This window comes from Halorubrum sp. Hd13 (assembly GCF_002252755.1).
Lineage (GTDB): Archaea > Halobacteriota > Halobacteria > Halobacteriales > Haloferacaceae > Halorubrum.
This window is the reverse complement of the sequence record NZ_NHOY01000078.1, coordinates 62,612-80,515: the sequence shown is the minus strand read 5'-3', so window position 1 is coordinate 80,515 and position 17,904 is coordinate 62,612. Positions and strand designations below refer to the sequence as shown.

Sequence of the window (17,904 nt, the reverse complement as noted above, 5' to 3'; positions counted from 1 at the left end):
ACGCGGGACGTATCAACGTTGGGCTTCGAGGGGCGCGTTCGGCTCTCTCCTATGCCCTCGCGGTCGGCGTTCGAGACCACGGGTCTACGGACCCACGGGCGGGCTACGGCCGTCGCCTCCGGACCCCGAGCCCCGCCACCAAGAGCGCGAGCACCGCGGCGACCACGCCGAATCCCGGGGCGGTCTCGCTCGTCTCGGCGCCCGTCGACGTCGACTCGGCGTCGCCGTCGTCCCGGAGTTCGATCGACCCCACTTCGTTCCCCTCGAGCGACACCGTCCCGCTCTCGGGCGGCTCGAACGTCACTTCGAGGGTCGCGCTCTCGCCCGGGCCGAGCGACACCCGCCGCTCGGCGACGGGGTCGCCGTGCATCGCGACGGTGAGATTCCGGGTCGCGGGGCGGTCACCGGGATTTTCCACCGTCGTCCGGAGGGTCGTCTCGTAGCCGGCCCGGACCCAGTCCGCCGGCACTTCGCTCTCTGTGATCCGGACGCGGCCGGGTTCGAGCGCGACGATCGCCACGGGCGTCGCGTGCGGCAGCGTGACCGTGTGCGTCTCGCCCTCCCGGTCGTGCGAGACGTTCTCTGTCGTCCACTCGCCGTCGGCGTATCGCAACGCCGCGACGTGCTCCGGGCTCGCCTCGCTCGGGAGCGACTCGGAGTCGACGGCGAAGCGAAGCGTCGCCGCGTTCGTGTCGGCCGGGTCGAGCGTGGAGTCGAACGCCACGTACCCGAGCTCCGTCCCGCGCGAAACGGGCTCACGGCCGTCCGGCTCGGCCGCCGGACGTCCGATCGTCGCCTGATACGCCCTGGCGTCTCCGGCCGGGTCGATACCGACCGCGGACACCGACACGACCGGTCGCGAGTCCGATGGGCCGGCAAGATCAACGGCGACGTCCTGGCGCTCGCCGTCCGCTCCCTCGACGTCGACGGTGACGGCCCCCTCCGATTCGGAACGGATCACGGTCGGCTCGGGGTCGTCCGGCTCGTCCGGCTCATCGTCGTCGTCGTCCGACTCGCCGAAATTCCGCGGGGGTTCCGACTCGTCAGGCTGGCTCGACTCGTTGGGGTCGCTCGACTCGCCGGACTCGTCCGGTTCCGCTGAGTCCTCGGGCGCCTCTGACACCTCGGTATTCTCGGAACCGTTCGGATCTGCCGATTGAACCGAGTCATTTGAACCGTCTGAATCGGAGGACTCAGCGGGATCGTCCGACCCCTCGGGTTCGTCCGATTCCGCGGACTCCACCGACTCGCCTGCGTCGTCGGTGTCGTCGCTCTCTCCAGCGTCGCCCGGGTCGGCAGACCCCGCAGATCCGTTCGAATCGTCAGACTCTCCGGGGTCGTCTGGCTCGTCGGTATCGCCCGCTTCCCCGGACCCTTCGGTCTCTCCGGGATCGCCCCCTTCGTCGGCCTCGTCCGACGCGTCCGATCCCTCGGAGTCGTCCGATCCCTCAGCGTCGCCCGGATTCCCGGGACCGTCCGACTCCGCAGAGTTCCCCGAGTTGTCGGGATCGTCCGTCCCGTTCGACTCCTCAGCACCGCCCGGCTCGCCGGGGTTGTCAGATCCGTCCGAGCCGTCTGAATCCCCCGACCCATCGGCATCTTGCGAATCTTTCGACTCGTCGGAGTCGTCGCGCTCGTTCGACTCCCCAGAGTCGTTCGACTCCTCCGGGTCGGTGGAACCGTCCGTTTCACCGGAGTCGTCCGGATCGTCTCGCCCGTCCGAGACGTTCGACTCCTCAGAGCCGCCGGGGGCACCCGTCTCGTTCGACTCCCCAGTGTCGCCCGGATCGCCGGAATCGTCAGCTCCTTCTGGGCCGTCGGAACCGTCTGACTCACTCGGGTCGTCCGATTCGTCCGGTTCTTCCGACTGGTCTGATTCCTCAGTTTCGTCCGGTTCACCGGGATCGTCCGACTCCTCAGGACCGTTGGACTCTGCAGGCGCCTCGGATTCGTCCGTCTTTCCCGGATCGTCTGTTCCTTCAGAGTCCGTCGAATCGTTTGTCTCCTCAGATTCTCTCGGTTCGTCGGGCTCGTCAGACGCGTTCGACTCCTCAGACTCCCCGGGAGCGTCCGGCTCGTCTGAATCGTCAGACTCCTCAGTATCTTCCGAATCGGTCTGCTCCTCGTCGGTATCGTCCGAATCGTCCGGTTCCTCGGAGTCTTCTGGCTCGTCGGTATCGTCCGAATCGTCCGGTTCCTCGGAGTCGTCTGGCTCGTCGGTATCGTCCGAATCGTCCGCCTCCTCAGAGTCTTCTGGCTCGTCGGTGTCGCCGGACTCGTCCGCCTCCTCAGAGTCTTCTGTCTCGTCGGTGTCGCCGGACTCGTCCGCCTCCTCGGTCTCGTCTGCCTCCTCAGAGTCCTCTGGTTCGTTCGAATCTCCGGGCGCCTCCGACTCGCCAGGGTCGTCCGAATCGTCGCTCTCGTCTGGGATTCCCGGTTCTTCGGGCTCATTCGAATCGTCAGGTCCCGCAGGCTTGTCCGAATCGTCAGATCCCGCAGGCTCGTCCGGTCCTCCGTGGCCTTCTGGCTCCTCGGACTCGCCCGTGTCGTCCGTCTCCTCAGGGGAGCCCGGCCCGTCCGACGGGTTCGACCCTACGGGCCCATCGATTTCGCCGGTCGCGATGACTCTCGCGCGGTCGGCTCCACCGGTCGTGTCCGCCGCCGGATCGGCGTCGACGACTCGGAGTTCGGCGTCGACATCGGCGGCCGAGACGCCGACGCCTCCGGAGAGCGAGACCACAGCGAGGACCACCAGGAGGCAGACAGCGCCGACGGCGACCTCGCGGCCGAACATACGCGCTCAACCCGACCGAGAGTGATTGTAATAAACGACGAATTTGAATTAAGTCAGAGTTAGGGCTACTGTGTCGGTTCCGTGACTGTCAGTTCGAGCGATCGTTGCCGCCTCGTCTCGGTCGGGCGTCCTCGGCCTAGCGACGGCTCAGCGCTCCGTTTCGCTCAGGTACGGCTCACACACCAGCTCGACGCCCTCCTCAAAGCCGATCTCGGGTTCCCAGCCGGTGGCCTCGTGGAACTGCGAGTAGTCGGCCATCGTGTCGTGGACGTAGCCGTCGAAGGGGCACTCGATGTAGACGGGGTCGATGTCCGTGCCGAGCGCGTCGTTGATCATCGCGACCATCTCGTTGAACGAGTACGCTTCTTGGGTGCCGACGTTGTAGACGCCGGTGATCTCGTGGTCGGCGGCGAGCTCGCAGGCGCGGGCGACGTCCGAGACGTGGGTGAAGTCGCGGGTCTGGCTGCCGTCGCCGAACAGCTCGGGCGCCTCGCCGTTCGCGATGGCGTCGGCGAACTGCGCGACCGTGTTCGCGTACTCGCCCTTGTGCTCCTCGTTGCCGGCGAACCCCTGGTAGACGGAGAAGAAGCGGAGGCCGACGACGTTCATCTCGTGGTGGTTGGCGTAGTACTCGGCGTAGCGCTCGCGCGCGAGCTTCGAGGCCTCGTAGGCGGTGTGCGCCTCCACGTCCATGTCGACGGGGGAGGGTTCGGTCCGGCTGCCGTAGATCGAGGAGGTAGAGGCGTAGACGACTGTCTCGCATCCCTCCTGGCGGGCGCGCTCGACCGCGTTGACGAACCCCTCGACGTTGACGCGGCAGCCGCGCTGGGGGTCGTTCTCGTGCATGTTCCGCGAGGAGAGCGCGGCGAGGTGGAAGAGGACGTCGACGTCGGCGGGGTAGTCGTCGTCGAGGACGGAGGCCTCGACGAACTCGACCTCGGGATCGAGGTTCTCGGGCGTGCCGAGGTAGGTGTCGTCGACGGCGATCACGTCGTTGTCGGCGGCGAGGCGGTTCGCGAGATTCGAGCCGATGAAGCCCGCGCCGCCCGTGACGAGGACGCGTCTGTTTTGCATGGACGTGTGTCGCTGGAGAATCGGCATTATCGCTTCGGTTCGGCGGAGATGTGATTGGGACGTTTCGCAACAGCCGGAATGACGCTACTCTGGCGTCTCCGACGTCAGCCGTGTGGACCGTCGTCGACCGCAGCCGATAAACCCCGGTCCGCCGTCGACCCCGCATATGTACGGAGTCGTGCTCGCGGCCGGTCGCGGGACCCGCATGCGGCCGTTGACTGATCGTCGTCCGAAACCGCTCCTACCGGTCGGTGACCGCTCGCTGCTCGAACGCGTCTTCGACACCGCGATCGATGTCGTCGACGAGTTCGTCGTCGTGACTGGCTACCGCGGCGATCTGATCCGCGAGGCGATCGGCGAGACGTATCGGGACCACCCGGTCAGCTACGTCCGACAGGCGGACGCGAAGGGGACGGCCCACGCTGTGGCGCAGGCCGCGCCCGTCGTGGACGATGAGTTCCTCGTGCTCAACGGAGACGTGGTCGTGGACGCGTCGCTCCCGCGGGCCCTTGCCGACGCCGACGGGACGGCTGTCGCAGCCACCGAAGTCGAGGACCCGCGGGCGTACGGTGTCATCTCGACCGCTGCCGACGGCTCGCTCGCGGCCATCGTTGAGAAGCCGGCTGACCCGCCGACCACCCTCGCGAACGTCGGCTGTTACACGTTCGAGCCCGCGGTCTTCGAGTATATCGAGCGGACGCCCGAAAGCGAGCGCGGCGAGTACGAGATCACGACGACAATCGAACTTCTCCTCGACGACGGCCACCGGATCGACGTGGCCCCCTACACGGGTACGTGGCTCGACGTTGGACGCCCGTGGGAGCTGCTGGAGGCGAACGAGCTGGCGCTCGACGAACTCATAGAGTCGGGCGGCTCAATTGACGGCACCGTCGAGGAGGACGTCCACCTGCACGGCCCGGTCGTCGTCGAAGAAGGAGCTACACTCCGATCCGGGGCGTACATCGAAGGACCGGCGCTGATCCGGGCCGGTGCCGAGGTCGGGCCGAACGCGTACATCCGCGGTGCCACGGTCGTCGGGCCGAACGCGCACGTCGGCCACGGCGTCGAGGTCAAAAACAGCGTGCTTATGACCGACGCCTCGGTGGGACACCTCTCGTATGTCGGCGACTCCGTGCTCGGGTGTGGGGTGAATTTCGGTGCGGGGACGAACGTCGCCAACCTCCGGCACGACGACGCGAACGTCCGGGTGAGCGTCAAGGGCGACCGCGTGGATACCGGCCGCCGGAAGCTCGGCACGATCGTCGGTGACGGCGCAAAGACGGGAATCAACACGTCGCTGAACGCCGGCGTCAAACTGGGCGCGGGCGAGACAACCGGACCCGGGGAGGCGATGACCCGGGATCGGATGTCAGATTGACATCCTCCCCGCGCTAAAGCGCAAGGCTTTCTCCTCGATTTTTCGTAAGCCGCGTGACCACACCATCAAAATCGTTGTCGAAGCTCAACACCGCATCGATATCGTGGTGTTCGACGTGAGCGACAGTCATCGCGTCGGTGAAGCTCAGTTGATGTTCGGCGTACGTTTTTTGTATCGTCACAGTACGATCAAAAAGTGACTCGGACGAGTGGAGGAGCCCGATGGCCGATGGATATCCCTCACCTCGGATTCACCGGCCGATCTCGATTCCAGCGTCGATATCACCCGTTCGCCGGTGTGTGAGTGTCACTGATTCGTCGTAGATGTAGTCGCTCGTCATGACGTGACCGTACTCAGATGATCTGAGAACGGTGTTCAGTGCTGCCGTTCCGAGGTCGTGTCGGCTGGCATCCATATCATGATGTGCGTAGAATACTCCCGTATCGACAAAGACGCTCATCCCACTAGCCGTATTCGCAGTCACGACAGGTTCCATTATTCGACCACGAGTCATTTAAACCGCAGGCGGGCGACGGACGGTGTATGAGCGACGACCCCGTGACTGCGGTCATCCTCGCAGCCGGTGAGGGGCGCCGGCTGCAGCCGCTGACGAACCGGCGGCCGAAGCCGATGCTCCCCGTGGCGAACCGGCCGCTGCTCGAGCACGTCGTCGAAGCGGTCGCCGGGGCCGGCATCGATCGGATTGCCCTCGTCGTCGGCTACCGGCAAGAACGGATCCGGAACCACTTCGGCGATGGCGACGACTGGGGCGTGACCATCGAGTACGTCGAACAGGCGACGCAGCTTGGTACCGGCCACGCCGTGTTGCAAGCTGAATCGGCCATCGATGACGAATTCCTCGTGCTCAACGGTGATCGGCTCGTCGACCCAGCGCTCGTCTCGCGGGTCTGTGACCGCGTCCGCGACGGTGACGCGCCGGCGATGGCGGTCACAACTGTCGAACGCCCCCGCGAGTACGGCGTCGTCAGCAGCGACGGCGACGGCCGGGTGACACGGATCGAAGAAAAGCCCGAGGGTCCGGTCGACACCAATCGGATCAACGCCGGCGTCTACGGCTTCTCGCCGACTATCTTCGATGCCATTCGCGAGACCAACGTGACCGGCGAGTTGGGACTGACGGCGACGCTGAACGAGATTGCTCGGGAGCGCGGCGTGACAGCAGTGCCGTACGACGGTCGGTGGCTCGACGTCTCAAATCTCTGGGATCTCCTAACGGTCAACGCAGGGCTTATACAGGAGGAGAGGCCGGGAAGCGGTGATCCTTCACTCGAGGAGTCGGTGAGTGCCGCCGCTGACGTGGCGCTTGCGGGCAACGTCCGCGTCGGGGCGAACGTCACGATCGGCGGTAGCACCGCGATCGGAAGCAACGCGACGATCGAGGCGAACGCGGTCGTCGAGAACGCCGTGATCTTCCCGGACGCCGTCATCGGCGCAGGGGCCGTTGTGCGTGATGCCATCGTCGCCGGCAACGCCCGCATCGGACCGAACGCGACGATCTCCGGTGGAGCGTCGACGATGGTCGTCGGCGACGCCGTCCACCGCGACGTCGATCTTAGCGGCGTAGTGGGTGATAACGCCTCGATCGGTGGTGGGGCGACGCTCACCGAGGGTGCGGTCGTCGGCGACGCCGTCCGGACCGACGCGGGGGTCGTGATCGACGGCCGAGTTGAATCTGATGCGGTCGTCAGGAGGGGATAACCATGTGTGGCATTATCGGCTACGTCGGTGCCGGCGTCGCCACAGACGACGCAACGACGGCCAGCGACGGCGGAGTCGCGAAGCGTGTCGGTGACATCGTCCACCACGGGCTCCAGAATCTCGAATACCGCGGCTACGACTCTGCAGGCGTCGCGCTTGTCGGCGCTTCGAGCGGGCTTACGGTCGCAAAGCGCTCCGGCGAGGTCAACGAGCTGACGGTGCCCGAGGTATCGGATGCGACACACGGCGTCGGCCACACCCGCTGGAGTACGCACGGCCCACCGACCGACGCGAACGCGCATCCGCATACGGACTGTGTCGGTGATGTCGCCGTCGTCCACAACGGTATCGTCGAGAACCACGAGGCGATTAAACAGGGGCTGGCCGACCACGAGTTCACCAGCGACACAGACACCGAGGTCATCCCGCACCTGATCGAGGAAGAACTCGCTGGTGACGCCGACGCCGATCTCGCGGCTGCGGTCCGGCGCGTCGAGGATCGGCTGGAGGGAAGCTACGCCATCTGTGTGGTGCGTGAGGATACCGATCGAATCATCGTCGCGCGGCGCGGGAGCCCGCTGGTGTTGGGACGTGGCGAGGACGAGACGTTCGTCGCCAGCGACGTAACGGCGTTCCTCAAGCACACCCGCAACGTCACCTACCTCGAAGATGGTGACGTGGCGGCGCTCTCCGCAGACAGCGTCGAGATTTTTGCTGATGGTGAGCCGGTCAACCGAGCGATCGAGACAGTTACATGGGAAGCCGACGCCGCGGAGAAGGGTGGCTATGACCACTACATGCGCAAAGAGATCCACGAACAGCCCTCCGCGCTCCGACAGACGCTCACCGGACGGTTGGACGTCGACGCCGGTGACGTGGATTTGAATGTCTCGTTCCCGCCCGGCTTTCTCGCCGACCTAGAGGAGATCCAGATCGTCGCCTGCGGGACATCGTATTACGCGGGGCGATATGCCGCCCAGCTGTTCGAGGAGCTTGCGGGGGTGCGCGCGAGCGTCGAGATCGCCAGCGAGTACGAGTTCGGCGCGGGCCGCACGCCCGATCGGACCCTTGTCGTTGCAGTCACCCAGAGCGGGGAGACCGCCGACACGCTCGGGGCGGTGCGGCGCGCGAACGCCGCGGGCGCGCGGACGTTCGCTGTGACGAACACGCTCGGGAGCACGGTGACCCGAGAGGTCGATGGCACCGCGTTCATTCGGGCCGGCCCGGAGATCGGCGTGGCGGCGACGAAAACGTTCGCCTCGCAGGTCGCGACGCTCGCGATGCTCGCCGTTGGCGTAGGGCGGGATCGCGGCGCGCTCGGCGCCGCCGACGCCCGTTCCGTCTTAGAGGATTTGCAGGGATTGCCCGGTGCAGTTCAACAGGTGCTTGACGAAGAACAGCAGGTTCGGGAAGCCGCCCAACAGTTCCAAGACAGTGAGGCGTTCTTCTTCGTCGGGCGGGAGTTGGGGGTTCCCGTCGCGTTGGAGGGCGCCCTGAAGCTCAAGGAGATCTCGTATGACCACGCTGAGGGATTCGCCGCAGGCGAACTCAAGCACGGTCCGCTCGCGTTGGTGACGCCTGAGACGCCCGTGGTGGCGGTGTTGACCGAGAGAGCGCGGGCCGACGAGACGATGAACAACGTCACTGAAGCGCAGACGCGTGGGGCACCGGCGCTGGGCTGTGTGTCGGCTGGTGAGGAGTACAATACGCTCGACGTGTCATTTGCCGTGCCCGACGTAGGCGTCGTCGAGCCGCTGGTGGCCAACGTGTACTTGCAGTTATTCGCGTATCATGTGGCGAATAAGAAGGGGCGGCCAATTGACAAACCGCGGAATCTGGCGAAGAGCGTGACTGTTGAGTAGGAGATGCGGTTCTCTATAGACTGGCACCAATCCGTGGTCGAGTCATAGGGGTACACAAAGGAACCCCACGGCTTCAGCTGCGGGAGGACTCTGACTCATCGAACGCCGCATCTTTAGCGCCCGACCAGGATCCGAACCGCCGTTGATACGTCGTCAGGCTATACGCGCCCTCTTCACGCACGTCATCAGCGACCGGCTTGGTGCCGAGCTCAGCACGTAAGCAACGGAGTTCAGCGAGCAGATCCGCGTCGCTCACCCTGCCGGATCCACGGGGTTCGAGACCGACCGCCTCGAGTGCCGCAGTCCACGATCCGAAGCGGTTGACGTACGTGCGCGGGCTGTACGGGCCGTCACGCTCCATCTCTTCGAACGACGGCGTCACACCGCGTGCGGTGGCCAGCTTGTCGAGTGCCGCGAGCAGCTCCTCGTCGGAAATCTCCTCGGCTGTGCGCGCGTCTGCCGGTTCAACCCCGGCTTCGGCGAGCGCGTTCGTCCACGACCCAAACCGCCGTCGGTACGTCGACACCCAGTACTTTCCCTCGTCGTTCATCAGGTCGGCTGTTGGGCGGGTGTCGTGCTCCTCAGCAAGGTGCCGGAGTTCAGCAAGCAGCTCGTCCGTTGGAATTTCGCTCTCTGCGGTGTGTGGCTCGAAGCCGGCACGTGCCACCGCATCCTGCCACGAGTCGAAACGCCGGGTGATCGTTGTCACCGCGTACTCGCCGTGATCACGATAATCTTGGATGGACGGTGCCCGCTCGACGACCGTCGCCACCGCCTGAATATCGTCGAGCAACTCCGCATCGCTGTAGGCCATCGTCTCGTGATTGAAACACTCACAGGGCTTCAGCCTTCGGATTGTGTTGGAACGCGGCTCTGTTGAAATCCTACTTTTCAGACATATTATCGCATGGTACGTCTGGTCGCTGAAGAGTACGAGCTGATCGGCCCGAAAAGTCCCAGAGGAATCTTTGAGCCGATGTGTTATTCAGGTTGTACACTTGAGAACAGGTATGATCGGTACTGGGACTCTTATCATCGCAATTACATTCACCGTTGTGATGGTGCTGACTTTAGCTATGCTGCTACGATTGCTGATGAATTCTCGTGGACTGTGAGGTCCTATGTTGACCGCAATCTGAGCAGAACATATCACTTGCTGAGGGTTTTAACAGAGCCTGTATTTCCGAATTTCTCGCTAGTGAGGTGTTTTCAGCAGGTGAGGCAGACCTCACCGAAGCGCGTGAGAAATTTGAGCGAGCCGTTGCTGTCGATTCCTGACGATTGCAGCGACAGTCCGACCTGAAGGGAAAGAACTGATCGTCTCCGACACGGACTACAATCCAGATGGTCTTCGTGAACTACTCACTGTCCGGAACTTGGACCGTACTAGTCTCTCAAACCAGTGTATCGACGTGCTAGACCCCGACCGTCTCCAACCGACCCAATGGTTTTCAAAACTGTCGTCGCTGACTTAGAGGCTGTATACTGCAAATCCTCGCGCCGTGTTTCGAGTAAAGAAATCTGAACGCTTCGTTGGGAAGTCCGTGAGTATCCGGTGCCAGAATACGAACTACGAAAATCCGCGGTCGGATGTCTCTGAGAACTCACGGGTGGGATCGCGGTGTGTCGACGATTCTGATTGTGTCGAGGTTGATCTGTCCCAGAGAAGGCTCGTACTGAATGCCTTCCGCCCGAAGGCTATGAGTACGAATATGACATGCGCTCTTCCGTAGGAGATTGTTGATACTGGTGAGCTGTCGCTGTGGAGTCGAAGAGGACAAGGACACCGCGTCAGCGGTGTCCGACACGAATGATTCCGCTGGATGGGGCTTGTTTAGACGCGTGAGATCACGGTTGTGAGTGACTGACGGCCTGTTCTATGTTTCTGACGGTGGCCTTTAGAACGAGTTCTCTAAACTGGCCAAACCACGTTCTGGCACGTAACTTCTCACCGAACCGACGCTTCAGGGCGTAGAAGATTGCCTCGACGAGTGAGCGGCGGTGGTAGATGTCCTCGTCGTGACGAGCGTTGTGCGCTTTGTCGAGCGGGTAGAACTCAAGATTTTAATGACTGGACGCACGCCAGCGTCTCTGAGTTCGTGCCGAAGCGCGTCCCAGTCGTAGCCTTTGTCGGCGACGACGGTGTTCAGCTGCTCCAAATTTCTGGTGAGCACCTGCCGGCCGATCTGGGTGTCGTGTGGCTGTTTCATCGAAAAATGTACGTCGATGACCGCCGTCGAATCGCAGTCCACCAGTGCCGTAGTTTTGATGTCGTCGAAGTTGTAGCCGACGCGGATCACGTACTGCCGACTGGCTTTGTGTCGCTGAAAACCAGTTGCGTCGATTGCCTGCACTTCGCCGAACTTGTGGAGTGACGCAGAAGCTCGCAAGAGAACGCGCCAGATACGCATCTTGAGATCCTGCTTTCTGGTACAACCGTGGTAAAATCCGGGAGTTCGTCCGCGGTGAGACCGAGCTTAGAGACGATCCTCGGCATCTCTTGAAGCACATCGAGCAACCGTCGATACGGGTGATCGAGATACTCTCTCAGACAGTGAAGTGCGACGATTACCCAATCTGCATACCCACCCTCACCCGTCTCAAGTGGTGGATCTGGGTCACCAACGACAGCTTTTTGAGATAAATCGACGCAACGGTCGGTGAAGCGGGCGAGTTGGGTGGGCATACTCGACTCTTCCCGCTTCAATCACTCATACTTCCGGGAGAGAACGCCTCTACACGGCGTCTAAACACGGCCCGCTGGATGTGTTTGGGTCGGAATCGGTCGCAGCGGACCTGTTACAGCAGGTTCGCTGGCGTGACGGCGTTTCTTGTCCTCGCTGCCGTTCTGACCGAACGGTCAGAAACGGCAGCTACGGGCACTTTCAGCGGTATCTCTGTAAGGATTGCGGCCGCACGTTCAACGATAAGACCGGCACAATCTTCGCTCACTCGAAGATCGCACTCCGCAAGTGGCTGTTTTCGATCTACGCGTTTTTGCGGTTTAACACAAGTCTCAGGCAGTTACAGTGCGAAATCGAGGTCACCTACAAAACGATTCACAGGCGTGTCGAACGCTTCGCTGAAGCGCTCGACGCGCCGTCACTCGATCTCCGTGGCCCAGTCAAAATTGACGAATTCTACGTCTCTGCCGGCTTGAAAGGCCGCGAGCGCGACCGGTGGTCGCGCTCTCGCGGCCTCTCTCGACGCGGACGCGGAAGGTATGATCAAGACAAACCGCCCGTGTTCGTCCTCGTGGATCGTGGCACCGAGCAACGGTACGTTGTGCCGGCGAAATCCGCAGACGAATCGACGATCCGGCTCCTGCTGGCTGACCGCCAGCAGGAGCCTCTCACCGTCTATACCGACGGATTTTGCGCGTACGATCCACTTGATGAAGGTGAGCAATTCGACCGCGAATACGTCGTTCACCGAGACGGTGAGTACGCCAACGACACGGTCCACGTGAATACCTGCGAGAGCCACGCGTCGCTGGCGCGACGGTGGCTCTCGCCGCATCGAGGTATCTCAAAAGATCGCCTCACACAGTATCTCCGAGCGTTCCAACTCAGACGAGAGCTCTACCGCAAACCCGGACGAAAAGCGCTCAAACACGCCGTCAAAGCAACCCTCTGAAATCAACAATGTGCTACACAAGAGCGTATGACATGAATATGTATGACCGAAGGCGAACGCTGGAAAGTCGGGAAGCTCGTCGCTCTGTGACTGAGCGACTTCAGGATCAACACCGAGGTCACGTATCTCCTCGTCGGTTGGAGACCGCCCGCTATCGCCTTTTACCGCCTCAATGACGGCATCATGATTGTCAATTGCTCCGTCCCGGCTTTTATTTTGAGGAGTCACTCCGACACGGGGATCACGAGTCGTCCACTGCCCATCTGGATTCTTCACTAAGCGGATTTCCCGAGGTCGCTTATGTGTAGCACATTGTTGATGACGAACTGTCCTGCGATTCTACGAGAGTTCCGCTGATCTGAAAGTCCACTGGAGAACGTGTCTGGGTGCTGATTGTGGTTATCGACCGCCGCAACAATTCCGTATCAACAATCTCCGCCAGAAGAGCGCCCGAGGTAAAGACCACTTCCTTCACACCCTCTCGAAACACATCGTTGACCGGTGTGTCGAACAAGGCGTCGAGAAAATATACCGATCCGGACATCGGTTGTTGGAGAGACCCTGTGAACGGGGGTTAGCTACCCGTCCTCAGGCGAGTCCGACTGCTGGTCATCACCATCTTCGCTGTTGTTGCCGTCATCATTCCCGTTGCCGTCGGTTTCGTCGTCGTTGCTATCACTGTCGTCGCCGTTCTCTGTATTCTCCCCGTTCGCTTCGTCGTCACCGTCTGCGGCATCGTCTCCGTCGGTCCCGTCGTCAGTTCCACCGTTATCTTCGTCGGCACCGCCATCACTGTCGGTTCCGTCATCGCTCTCATCGCCGTCATTAGCATCGTCTCCGTTTTCTCCTGCGCTATCGTCGCTATCTTGCGTATCGTCACCGTTCTCAGCATCGTCGCCATCGTCTCCGTCTTCGCCGTCCTCGGCATCATCGCCGTCTTCAGCGTCGTCACCATCACCGTCGTCCTCACCGTCTGTCGGGGGCGCGTCGTCCGGCGCTTCGACGGTGATGATCGCGTCTTGTCCGAAATCGTTCGAGAAGACGCTGTGGATGTACGTCCCCGGCGGCGTTCCCTCGGTGCCGAACTCGAACTGCACGGTCGTTGAGCTTTCACCGTTAAGATCAACGTTTCGTGTCTCGACGAGGTCGCCCTCAAACCGGAACTGAACCGGCTGGTCAATGGCGAACTCATTGGGGTTCTCGATGGTGGCGTCCACGGTAACGGTGTCGCCGGCGGTCACAGCGTCGGGGGCGGAGAGACCAGTGACCTCAAACGAAGCGATCTCATCAACAACCTGCACCTGGGCCGGTTGCCCGTCTGTCCGCGTGTAGACGCCGTGGATGTACGTGTCGGCCGCGAGCTCAGACGTGTTGACCGAGGTACTGATCGCTGTGGACTCGCCGGCCTCAAGACTGATCTCCTCACGGGCCGACACATTCCCATCGAAGCGGTACTCGACGGTCTGCGTGTCGGCCTCATCGTTGGGGTTTTCGATGGTGGCGGTGACGTTGAGCGTATCGCCCTGTTCGATGACTGCAGGCGCACTCAGATCGGCTACGACGAACGATTCACCGGCTGTCTGTTGGGTCTCCACACTGACGTTCGCCGCATCAGTGATCGCCGTCTCATTGGCAACGTACGGTCCGTCTTCCGACCCGTTGGTCGCGACGAAGTCGTACGTCTCGTTGGCGTTCGTGTCGCGATGCGGCATCGCGATCAGCGTCTGATTCTCGGTGAGCTCCGTTTGGTTGAACGTCGCTCCTGGGACGCCATCGAACAGCGTGACTGAGACGTTCTCAGTTTCTCCGGGCTCAAGATACTCCGAGACGCCGATCACGCTCCCAGTGACCTCTCCCTCGAGCAGGCTATCGTCGTGAATCACCACGAACCCGCCGTCTGACATGTTTACCGAATCCACAGTGACCGAGGTCCCGTCTGTCGTCTGATCGGAGAATGCGACTGTCGCATCGGTGTTTGTCGACGAGGCGACTTGTGGCCGCAGTTCCTGGGCTCCAACGACCCCCACGACGGAGCTCAGCATCACTGCTGCTAGTGCGACTGCAATGAGTTTTCTTGTGGCAACGTCCATGCAGACACAAACTCTCTCCGCTTCTCAAAAAGTGTTTATTATCTTTTATGAATGTGTGACTGTCTGGGAGTTGTGTGATTTGTCTCTAGTCTGGTAAGGGGTGTGAAGATTCTCAAAACTCGGTAGTACCGATTCTGTGAGGTGACATTCACCGTCCCCGGTAGATTTCTGATTCTCGGGGGGTCAAATAAAAGTTAGTTATTTGATATTACGGTGCACGCTATCGCAAGTCCAAGAATGAGGGCGCCGACCACAGCGAGAGCCACTGCCGGTGACGTACCCGAGAGGACACCTAGGGAGGTCGCAACCATGACGCCAGACCGCCTGCTACATATTTAAGAAAAACTGTCCGGCATACCGACCAGCCACCCTGTACCCCACCGCTGGAGTCGTGGGCGTGTTAGTGAAACTCTCGGTCTGTCGTCGTACTGATGAGGATTGTGTGAGGCAAACAGATTGAAAAGAAGCGGGTGGGAGAGGAACCCGCTCTCAGCAGGGACCAACGGTCCCTATTGAAAGCTAACCTCTTAACTAATCAATACGTTAGATTTATTTTACGAGCAAAGAGAATGCCTGCGTCGTTAGCCGTGGGCCGAATCTGACACACCACACTCTCGAGCAGCTTAACACAACCGGCGAGGGCTCTCACTTGGCCTGTAGAACTGCTGAAGCGCCGTGTCACGCAGTCACGGGCGACACAGATTGGCGCTTCAGCGATAAGATAACGACCATCCCGGGTAATGTATCTGTGGCTTCGCTCAGTGTTTGTCTCTCACTGCTATGTCCCAGCAACCGACCTGTGGCTGGGATGGCCTTTGTGGATCGGTTCCACACGGCGCACACCACGAGCGTATCCTGGGTGTGACGCCGAGTTGTGTGTTTACGAGTGCTACTGTCACCACGTTGCTGTCACATCTATCGCAGTTGATTTATATAGCTCCGTCCAAAGGGCTGAGTAATGCTCTCCGGGTGGCAGTACCGACTGCGCAGCGTTGGCGGTGTCGCAGTCATTACTGCCCTTGCTGTTATCGCTGCCAACAGTAGCGTTGTGCACGCGCTGTTCACCCGCCTGCCAGTCGTTGGGCGGCTGGCGGCGGACGCGCCAATGGGTGCCGAGCTTGTCTTTGAGCTGGTGACGACCGTCCTCATCGTGACGGCGGCGTTTCTGCCGCTGTACAAGCCACGGCCGCGGCGGATTCTCGACACCATCGCGCTCACCCAAAAGCGGGTGCTGGTCGCCATGCTCACGCTTGCGGCAATCGGGTATTTTGATTATACCTATCGGCTCCCGCGGACGACACTGATCGCGATCACCCCGCTGTTGCTCGTGGTGTTGCCCGCGTGGTTTGTCTGGATTCGGCGGCGGCCGGACGGTGACTCCCAACGTGCGATCATCGTCGGGGATGATCCAGACGCGATCGAAACACTGGCGGCTGACATCGATATTCCCCTTCTGGGGTATCTCTGCCCGACGAGTGTAATTACGGCTGGGACATCGGCGAAGCAGACGCCCGCAATTGCCGATGGGGGCCTCCAGCTCAGTGGAGTCGACCGGATCGGTGGGCTGTCGCGGATTGAGGATGTCCTCGTCGAGTACGATGTCGATACTGTTGTGTTAGCGTTCAACCATACCGATCGGGCTGAGTTCTTCGGTGCGCTTGACGCGTGTTATGAACACGGTGTTGATGCGCTTGTTCACCGCGATCAAGCTGACCGCGTGTTGACTGCAGACAGCGAGGTCGGCGCACTCGTCAGCGTCGATGTTGAGCCGTGGGACATCCAAGACCACATGCTCAAGCGCGGCTTCGATGTTGTGTTTGCTGTGGCCGGGCTGGTCCTGTTGAGTCCCGTCATCTGTGTAATTGCGGTGGTAATCAAGATGAATGATGGTGGGCCGATCCTGTACAGTCAAGACCGTACGGCGGTGTTCGGTGAGACGTTCGAAGTGTTCAAATTCCGGTCGATGAAGCCAGAGAGTGAATCCGTTGAGCCGATTGACGATGATGAGAATGGCCGGATTACGCGTGTAGGGCGCGTGTTGCGACAGACCCATCTTGATGAGATTCCTCAGCTGTGGTCAATTCTCGTCGGCGACATGAGCGTTGTCGGCCCTCGAGCCGTGTGGACTGAGGAAGAATCGTTGTTGGAGGCGCAAGAACAGTCGTGGCGCAAGCGGTGGTTCGTTAAGCCGGGGCTCACAGGACTCGCGCAGGTGAATGGCGCGAAAAGCACGGATCCCGAAGAGAAGCTTCGATATGATCTGCAGTACGTCAAACAGCAGTCGTTCACCTACGATCTGAAGCTCGTTGTGCGCCAGATTTGGAAGGTTGGACTTGATGTCATGTCGACGATTCGCAGGTAACTGTCGGTGAGCGGTCCGGAGCGGACATCTGGGAAGCTTGGCGTCTAAAATAGGTTTTGTATATGGTGTTGATTTCCTGAGAGAGCGCTGACTTACAACTAAAGTACACTCGACACTCTGGTATAAGAGTCCAAGATAAGACAGATTATTCGATTCTTGTTTTCACCGAAACCGTCCGAAAATCACCCGTCTGATTTAATGGTACTGTCTGGACTCTGTTCTGGTTCGTTCTCGGCACCCTCAGTGAGACGACGCTCCGCCTCGTCACGATCCTCAGGATAGCCGACATCGATGCGCCAGCCGTCGAGGCCGATCGCGTCGATGGTGCGGCCGGACTGGATGAGGAGATCGATCGCATCGCTGATCTCGTACTCGTCACGATTGGAGGGCTGAACTAGGTGACACGCGTGGAAGATCGCGGGTGAGAAGGTGTAAAAGCCGGTCATCACCAGGTTGCTCGGCGGGTCTTCTGGCTTCTCGACGACGTCCGTAATCTCGCCGTACTGGTTGGTGTCACAGACGCCGTAGCGGGAGGCCTCCTCCCAGGGGACCTCCTCGACGAGGAAGGCGGCGTCTGCACGGTCTTCACGCTGGCGACGGACCACGTCCTGGAGGTTGGCTTGAAATATGTTGTCGCCGAGGATAAGCATGAAGTCGTCGTCGATGTGCTCCTCGACGGTGAGCAGCGCGTGGGCGAGCCCGTTCTGTTCGCGCTGGTGGGTGTAGGTGATTGGGACGCCCTCGTACTCGTCGCCGTAGTGGTCGATGATGTTCTCCTTCATGTAGCCGACGACGACGATGAGTTCGTCGGCGCCCAGGTCGATCAGCTGATCGAAGCAGTGGGTGATGAGGGGTTTGTCGGCGACCTCGACCATCCCCTTGGGCTTGTCGTCCGTGAGCGGGCGGAGGCGCGTGCCCTTGCCGGCCGCGAGTACGACTGCTTTCATGATCCGACAGTTCAGTTCAGGCAATCATAAGGATTCTGCCTT

At 61.2% G+C, this 17,904-nt stretch carries 12 protein-coding genes and 1 pseudogene; 5 read left to right on the top strand and 8 right to left on the bottom strand.

Going from position 1 to position 17,904, the window contains the following annotated elements; genetic code table 11:
- Nucleotides 1-103: 103 nt before the first annotated feature.
- Both DJ81_RS19220 and DJ81_RS10710 read right to left on the bottom strand, forming a co-directional pair.
- On the bottom strand, nt 104-2,794 hold the full coding sequence (locus tag DJ81_RS19220) for a PGF-CTERM sorting domain-containing protein (protein ID WP_094589675.1): 2,691 nt from the start codon (nt 2,792-2,794) through the stop codon (nt 104-106).
- 147 nt (nt 2,795-2,941) lie between these two features.
- The gene (locus tag DJ81_RS10710; protein WP_094589673.1) at nt 2,942-3,868 is read right to left on the bottom strand and encodes an NAD-dependent epimerase/dehydratase family protein; all 927 of its coding nucleotides are present in this window, start codon (nt 3,866-3,868) and stop codon (nt 2,942-2,944) included.
- 166 nt (nt 3,869-4,034) lie between these two features.
- On the opposite strand from DJ81_RS10710, the gene glmU reads away from it, so the two are divergent.
- A complete protein-coding gene (gene glmU, locus DJ81_RS10705) occupies nt 4,035-5,246 on the top strand; it encodes a bifunctional sugar-1-phosphate nucleotidylyltransferase/acetyltransferase (protein WP_094589671.1) in 1,212 nt (403 codons plus the stop codon).
- Nucleotides 5,247-5,259: 13 nt separating this feature from the next.
- Here the strand turns inward: glmU and DJ81_RS19680 are convergent, their stop codons facing one another.
- Together DJ81_RS19680 and DJ81_RS19675 are read right to left on the bottom strand one after the other, a co-directional pair.
- Nucleotides 5,260-5,427 carry a PIN domain-containing protein gene (locus tag DJ81_RS19680; protein ID WP_275542430.1) on the bottom strand — a complete coding sequence of 56 codons (168 nt, stop codon included), beginning with the start codon at nt 5,425-5,427 and terminating at the stop codon, nt 5,260-5,262.
- Between the two features lie 69 nt (nt 5,428-5,496).
- Entirely contained in the window at nt 5,497-5,742 is a 246-nt protein-coding gene (locus DJ81_RS19675) for a hypothetical protein (protein WP_249269121.1), read from the bottom strand.
- A gap of 47 nt (nt 5,743-5,789) precedes the next feature.
- Between DJ81_RS19675 and DJ81_RS10695 the strand changes: the two genes are divergently transcribed.
- Nucleotides 5,790-6,965, top strand: a complete 1,176-nt coding sequence (locus DJ81_RS10695) for a sugar phosphate nucleotidyltransferase (protein WP_094589669.1) — start codon at nt 5,790-5,792, stop codon at nt 6,963-6,965.
- Nucleotides 6,966-6,967: 2 nt separating this feature from the next.
- Entirely contained in the window at nt 6,968-8,827 is a 1,860-nt protein-coding gene (gene glmS, locus DJ81_RS10690; protein WP_094589667.1) for a glutamine--fructose-6-phosphate transaminase (isomerizing), read from the top strand.
- 73 nt (nt 8,828-8,900) lie between these two features.
- Here glmS and DJ81_RS10685 read toward each other — a convergent pair whose 3' ends face one another.
- Both DJ81_RS10685 and DJ81_RS10680 read right to left on the bottom strand, forming a co-directional pair.
- The gene (locus tag DJ81_RS10685; protein ID WP_094589664.1) at nt 8,901-9,641 is read right to left on the bottom strand and encodes a homing endonuclease associated repeat-containing protein; all 741 of its coding nucleotides are present in this window, start codon (nt 9,639-9,641) and stop codon (nt 8,901-8,903) included.
- A 1,034-nt stretch (nt 9,642-10,675) separates the two neighbouring features.
- Nucleotides 10,676-11,238 (bottom strand): annotated as a pseudogene (locus DJ81_RS10680) (IS5 family transposase).
- Nucleotides 11,239-11,533: 295 nt separating this feature from the next.
- Between DJ81_RS10680 and DJ81_RS10675 the strand changes: the two are divergent.
- Nucleotides 11,534-12,463: an IS1595 family transposase gene (locus DJ81_RS10675; RefSeq protein WP_094589662.1), complete on the top strand. Its 930-nt coding sequence runs from the start codon at nt 11,534-11,536 to the stop codon at nt 12,461-12,463.
- 578 nt (nt 12,464-13,041) lie between these two features.
- Here the strand turns inward: DJ81_RS10675 and DJ81_RS10660 are convergent.
- The gene (locus tag DJ81_RS10660) at nt 13,042-14,553 is read right to left on the bottom strand and encodes a hypothetical protein (RefSeq protein WP_141212571.1); all 1,512 of its coding nucleotides are present in this window, start codon (nt 14,551-14,553) and stop codon (nt 13,042-13,044) included.
- A gap of 958 nt (nt 14,554-15,511) precedes the next feature.
- On the opposite strand from DJ81_RS10660, the gene DJ81_RS10655 reads away from it, so the two are divergent.
- Entirely contained in the window at nt 15,512-16,915 is a 1,404-nt protein-coding gene (locus tag DJ81_RS10655) for a sugar transferase (protein WP_094589658.1), read from the top strand.
- A 182-nt stretch (nt 16,916-17,097) separates the two neighbouring features.
- On the opposite strand, the gene aglF is transcribed toward DJ81_RS10655, so the two are convergent.
- Nucleotides 17,098-17,862, bottom strand: a complete 765-nt coding sequence (gene aglF / locus DJ81_RS10650) for a UTP--glucose-1-phosphate uridylyltransferase AglF (RefSeq protein ID WP_094589656.1) — start codon at nt 17,860-17,862, stop codon at nt 17,098-17,100.
- Between the last annotated feature and the right edge of the window lie 42 nt (nt 17,863-17,904).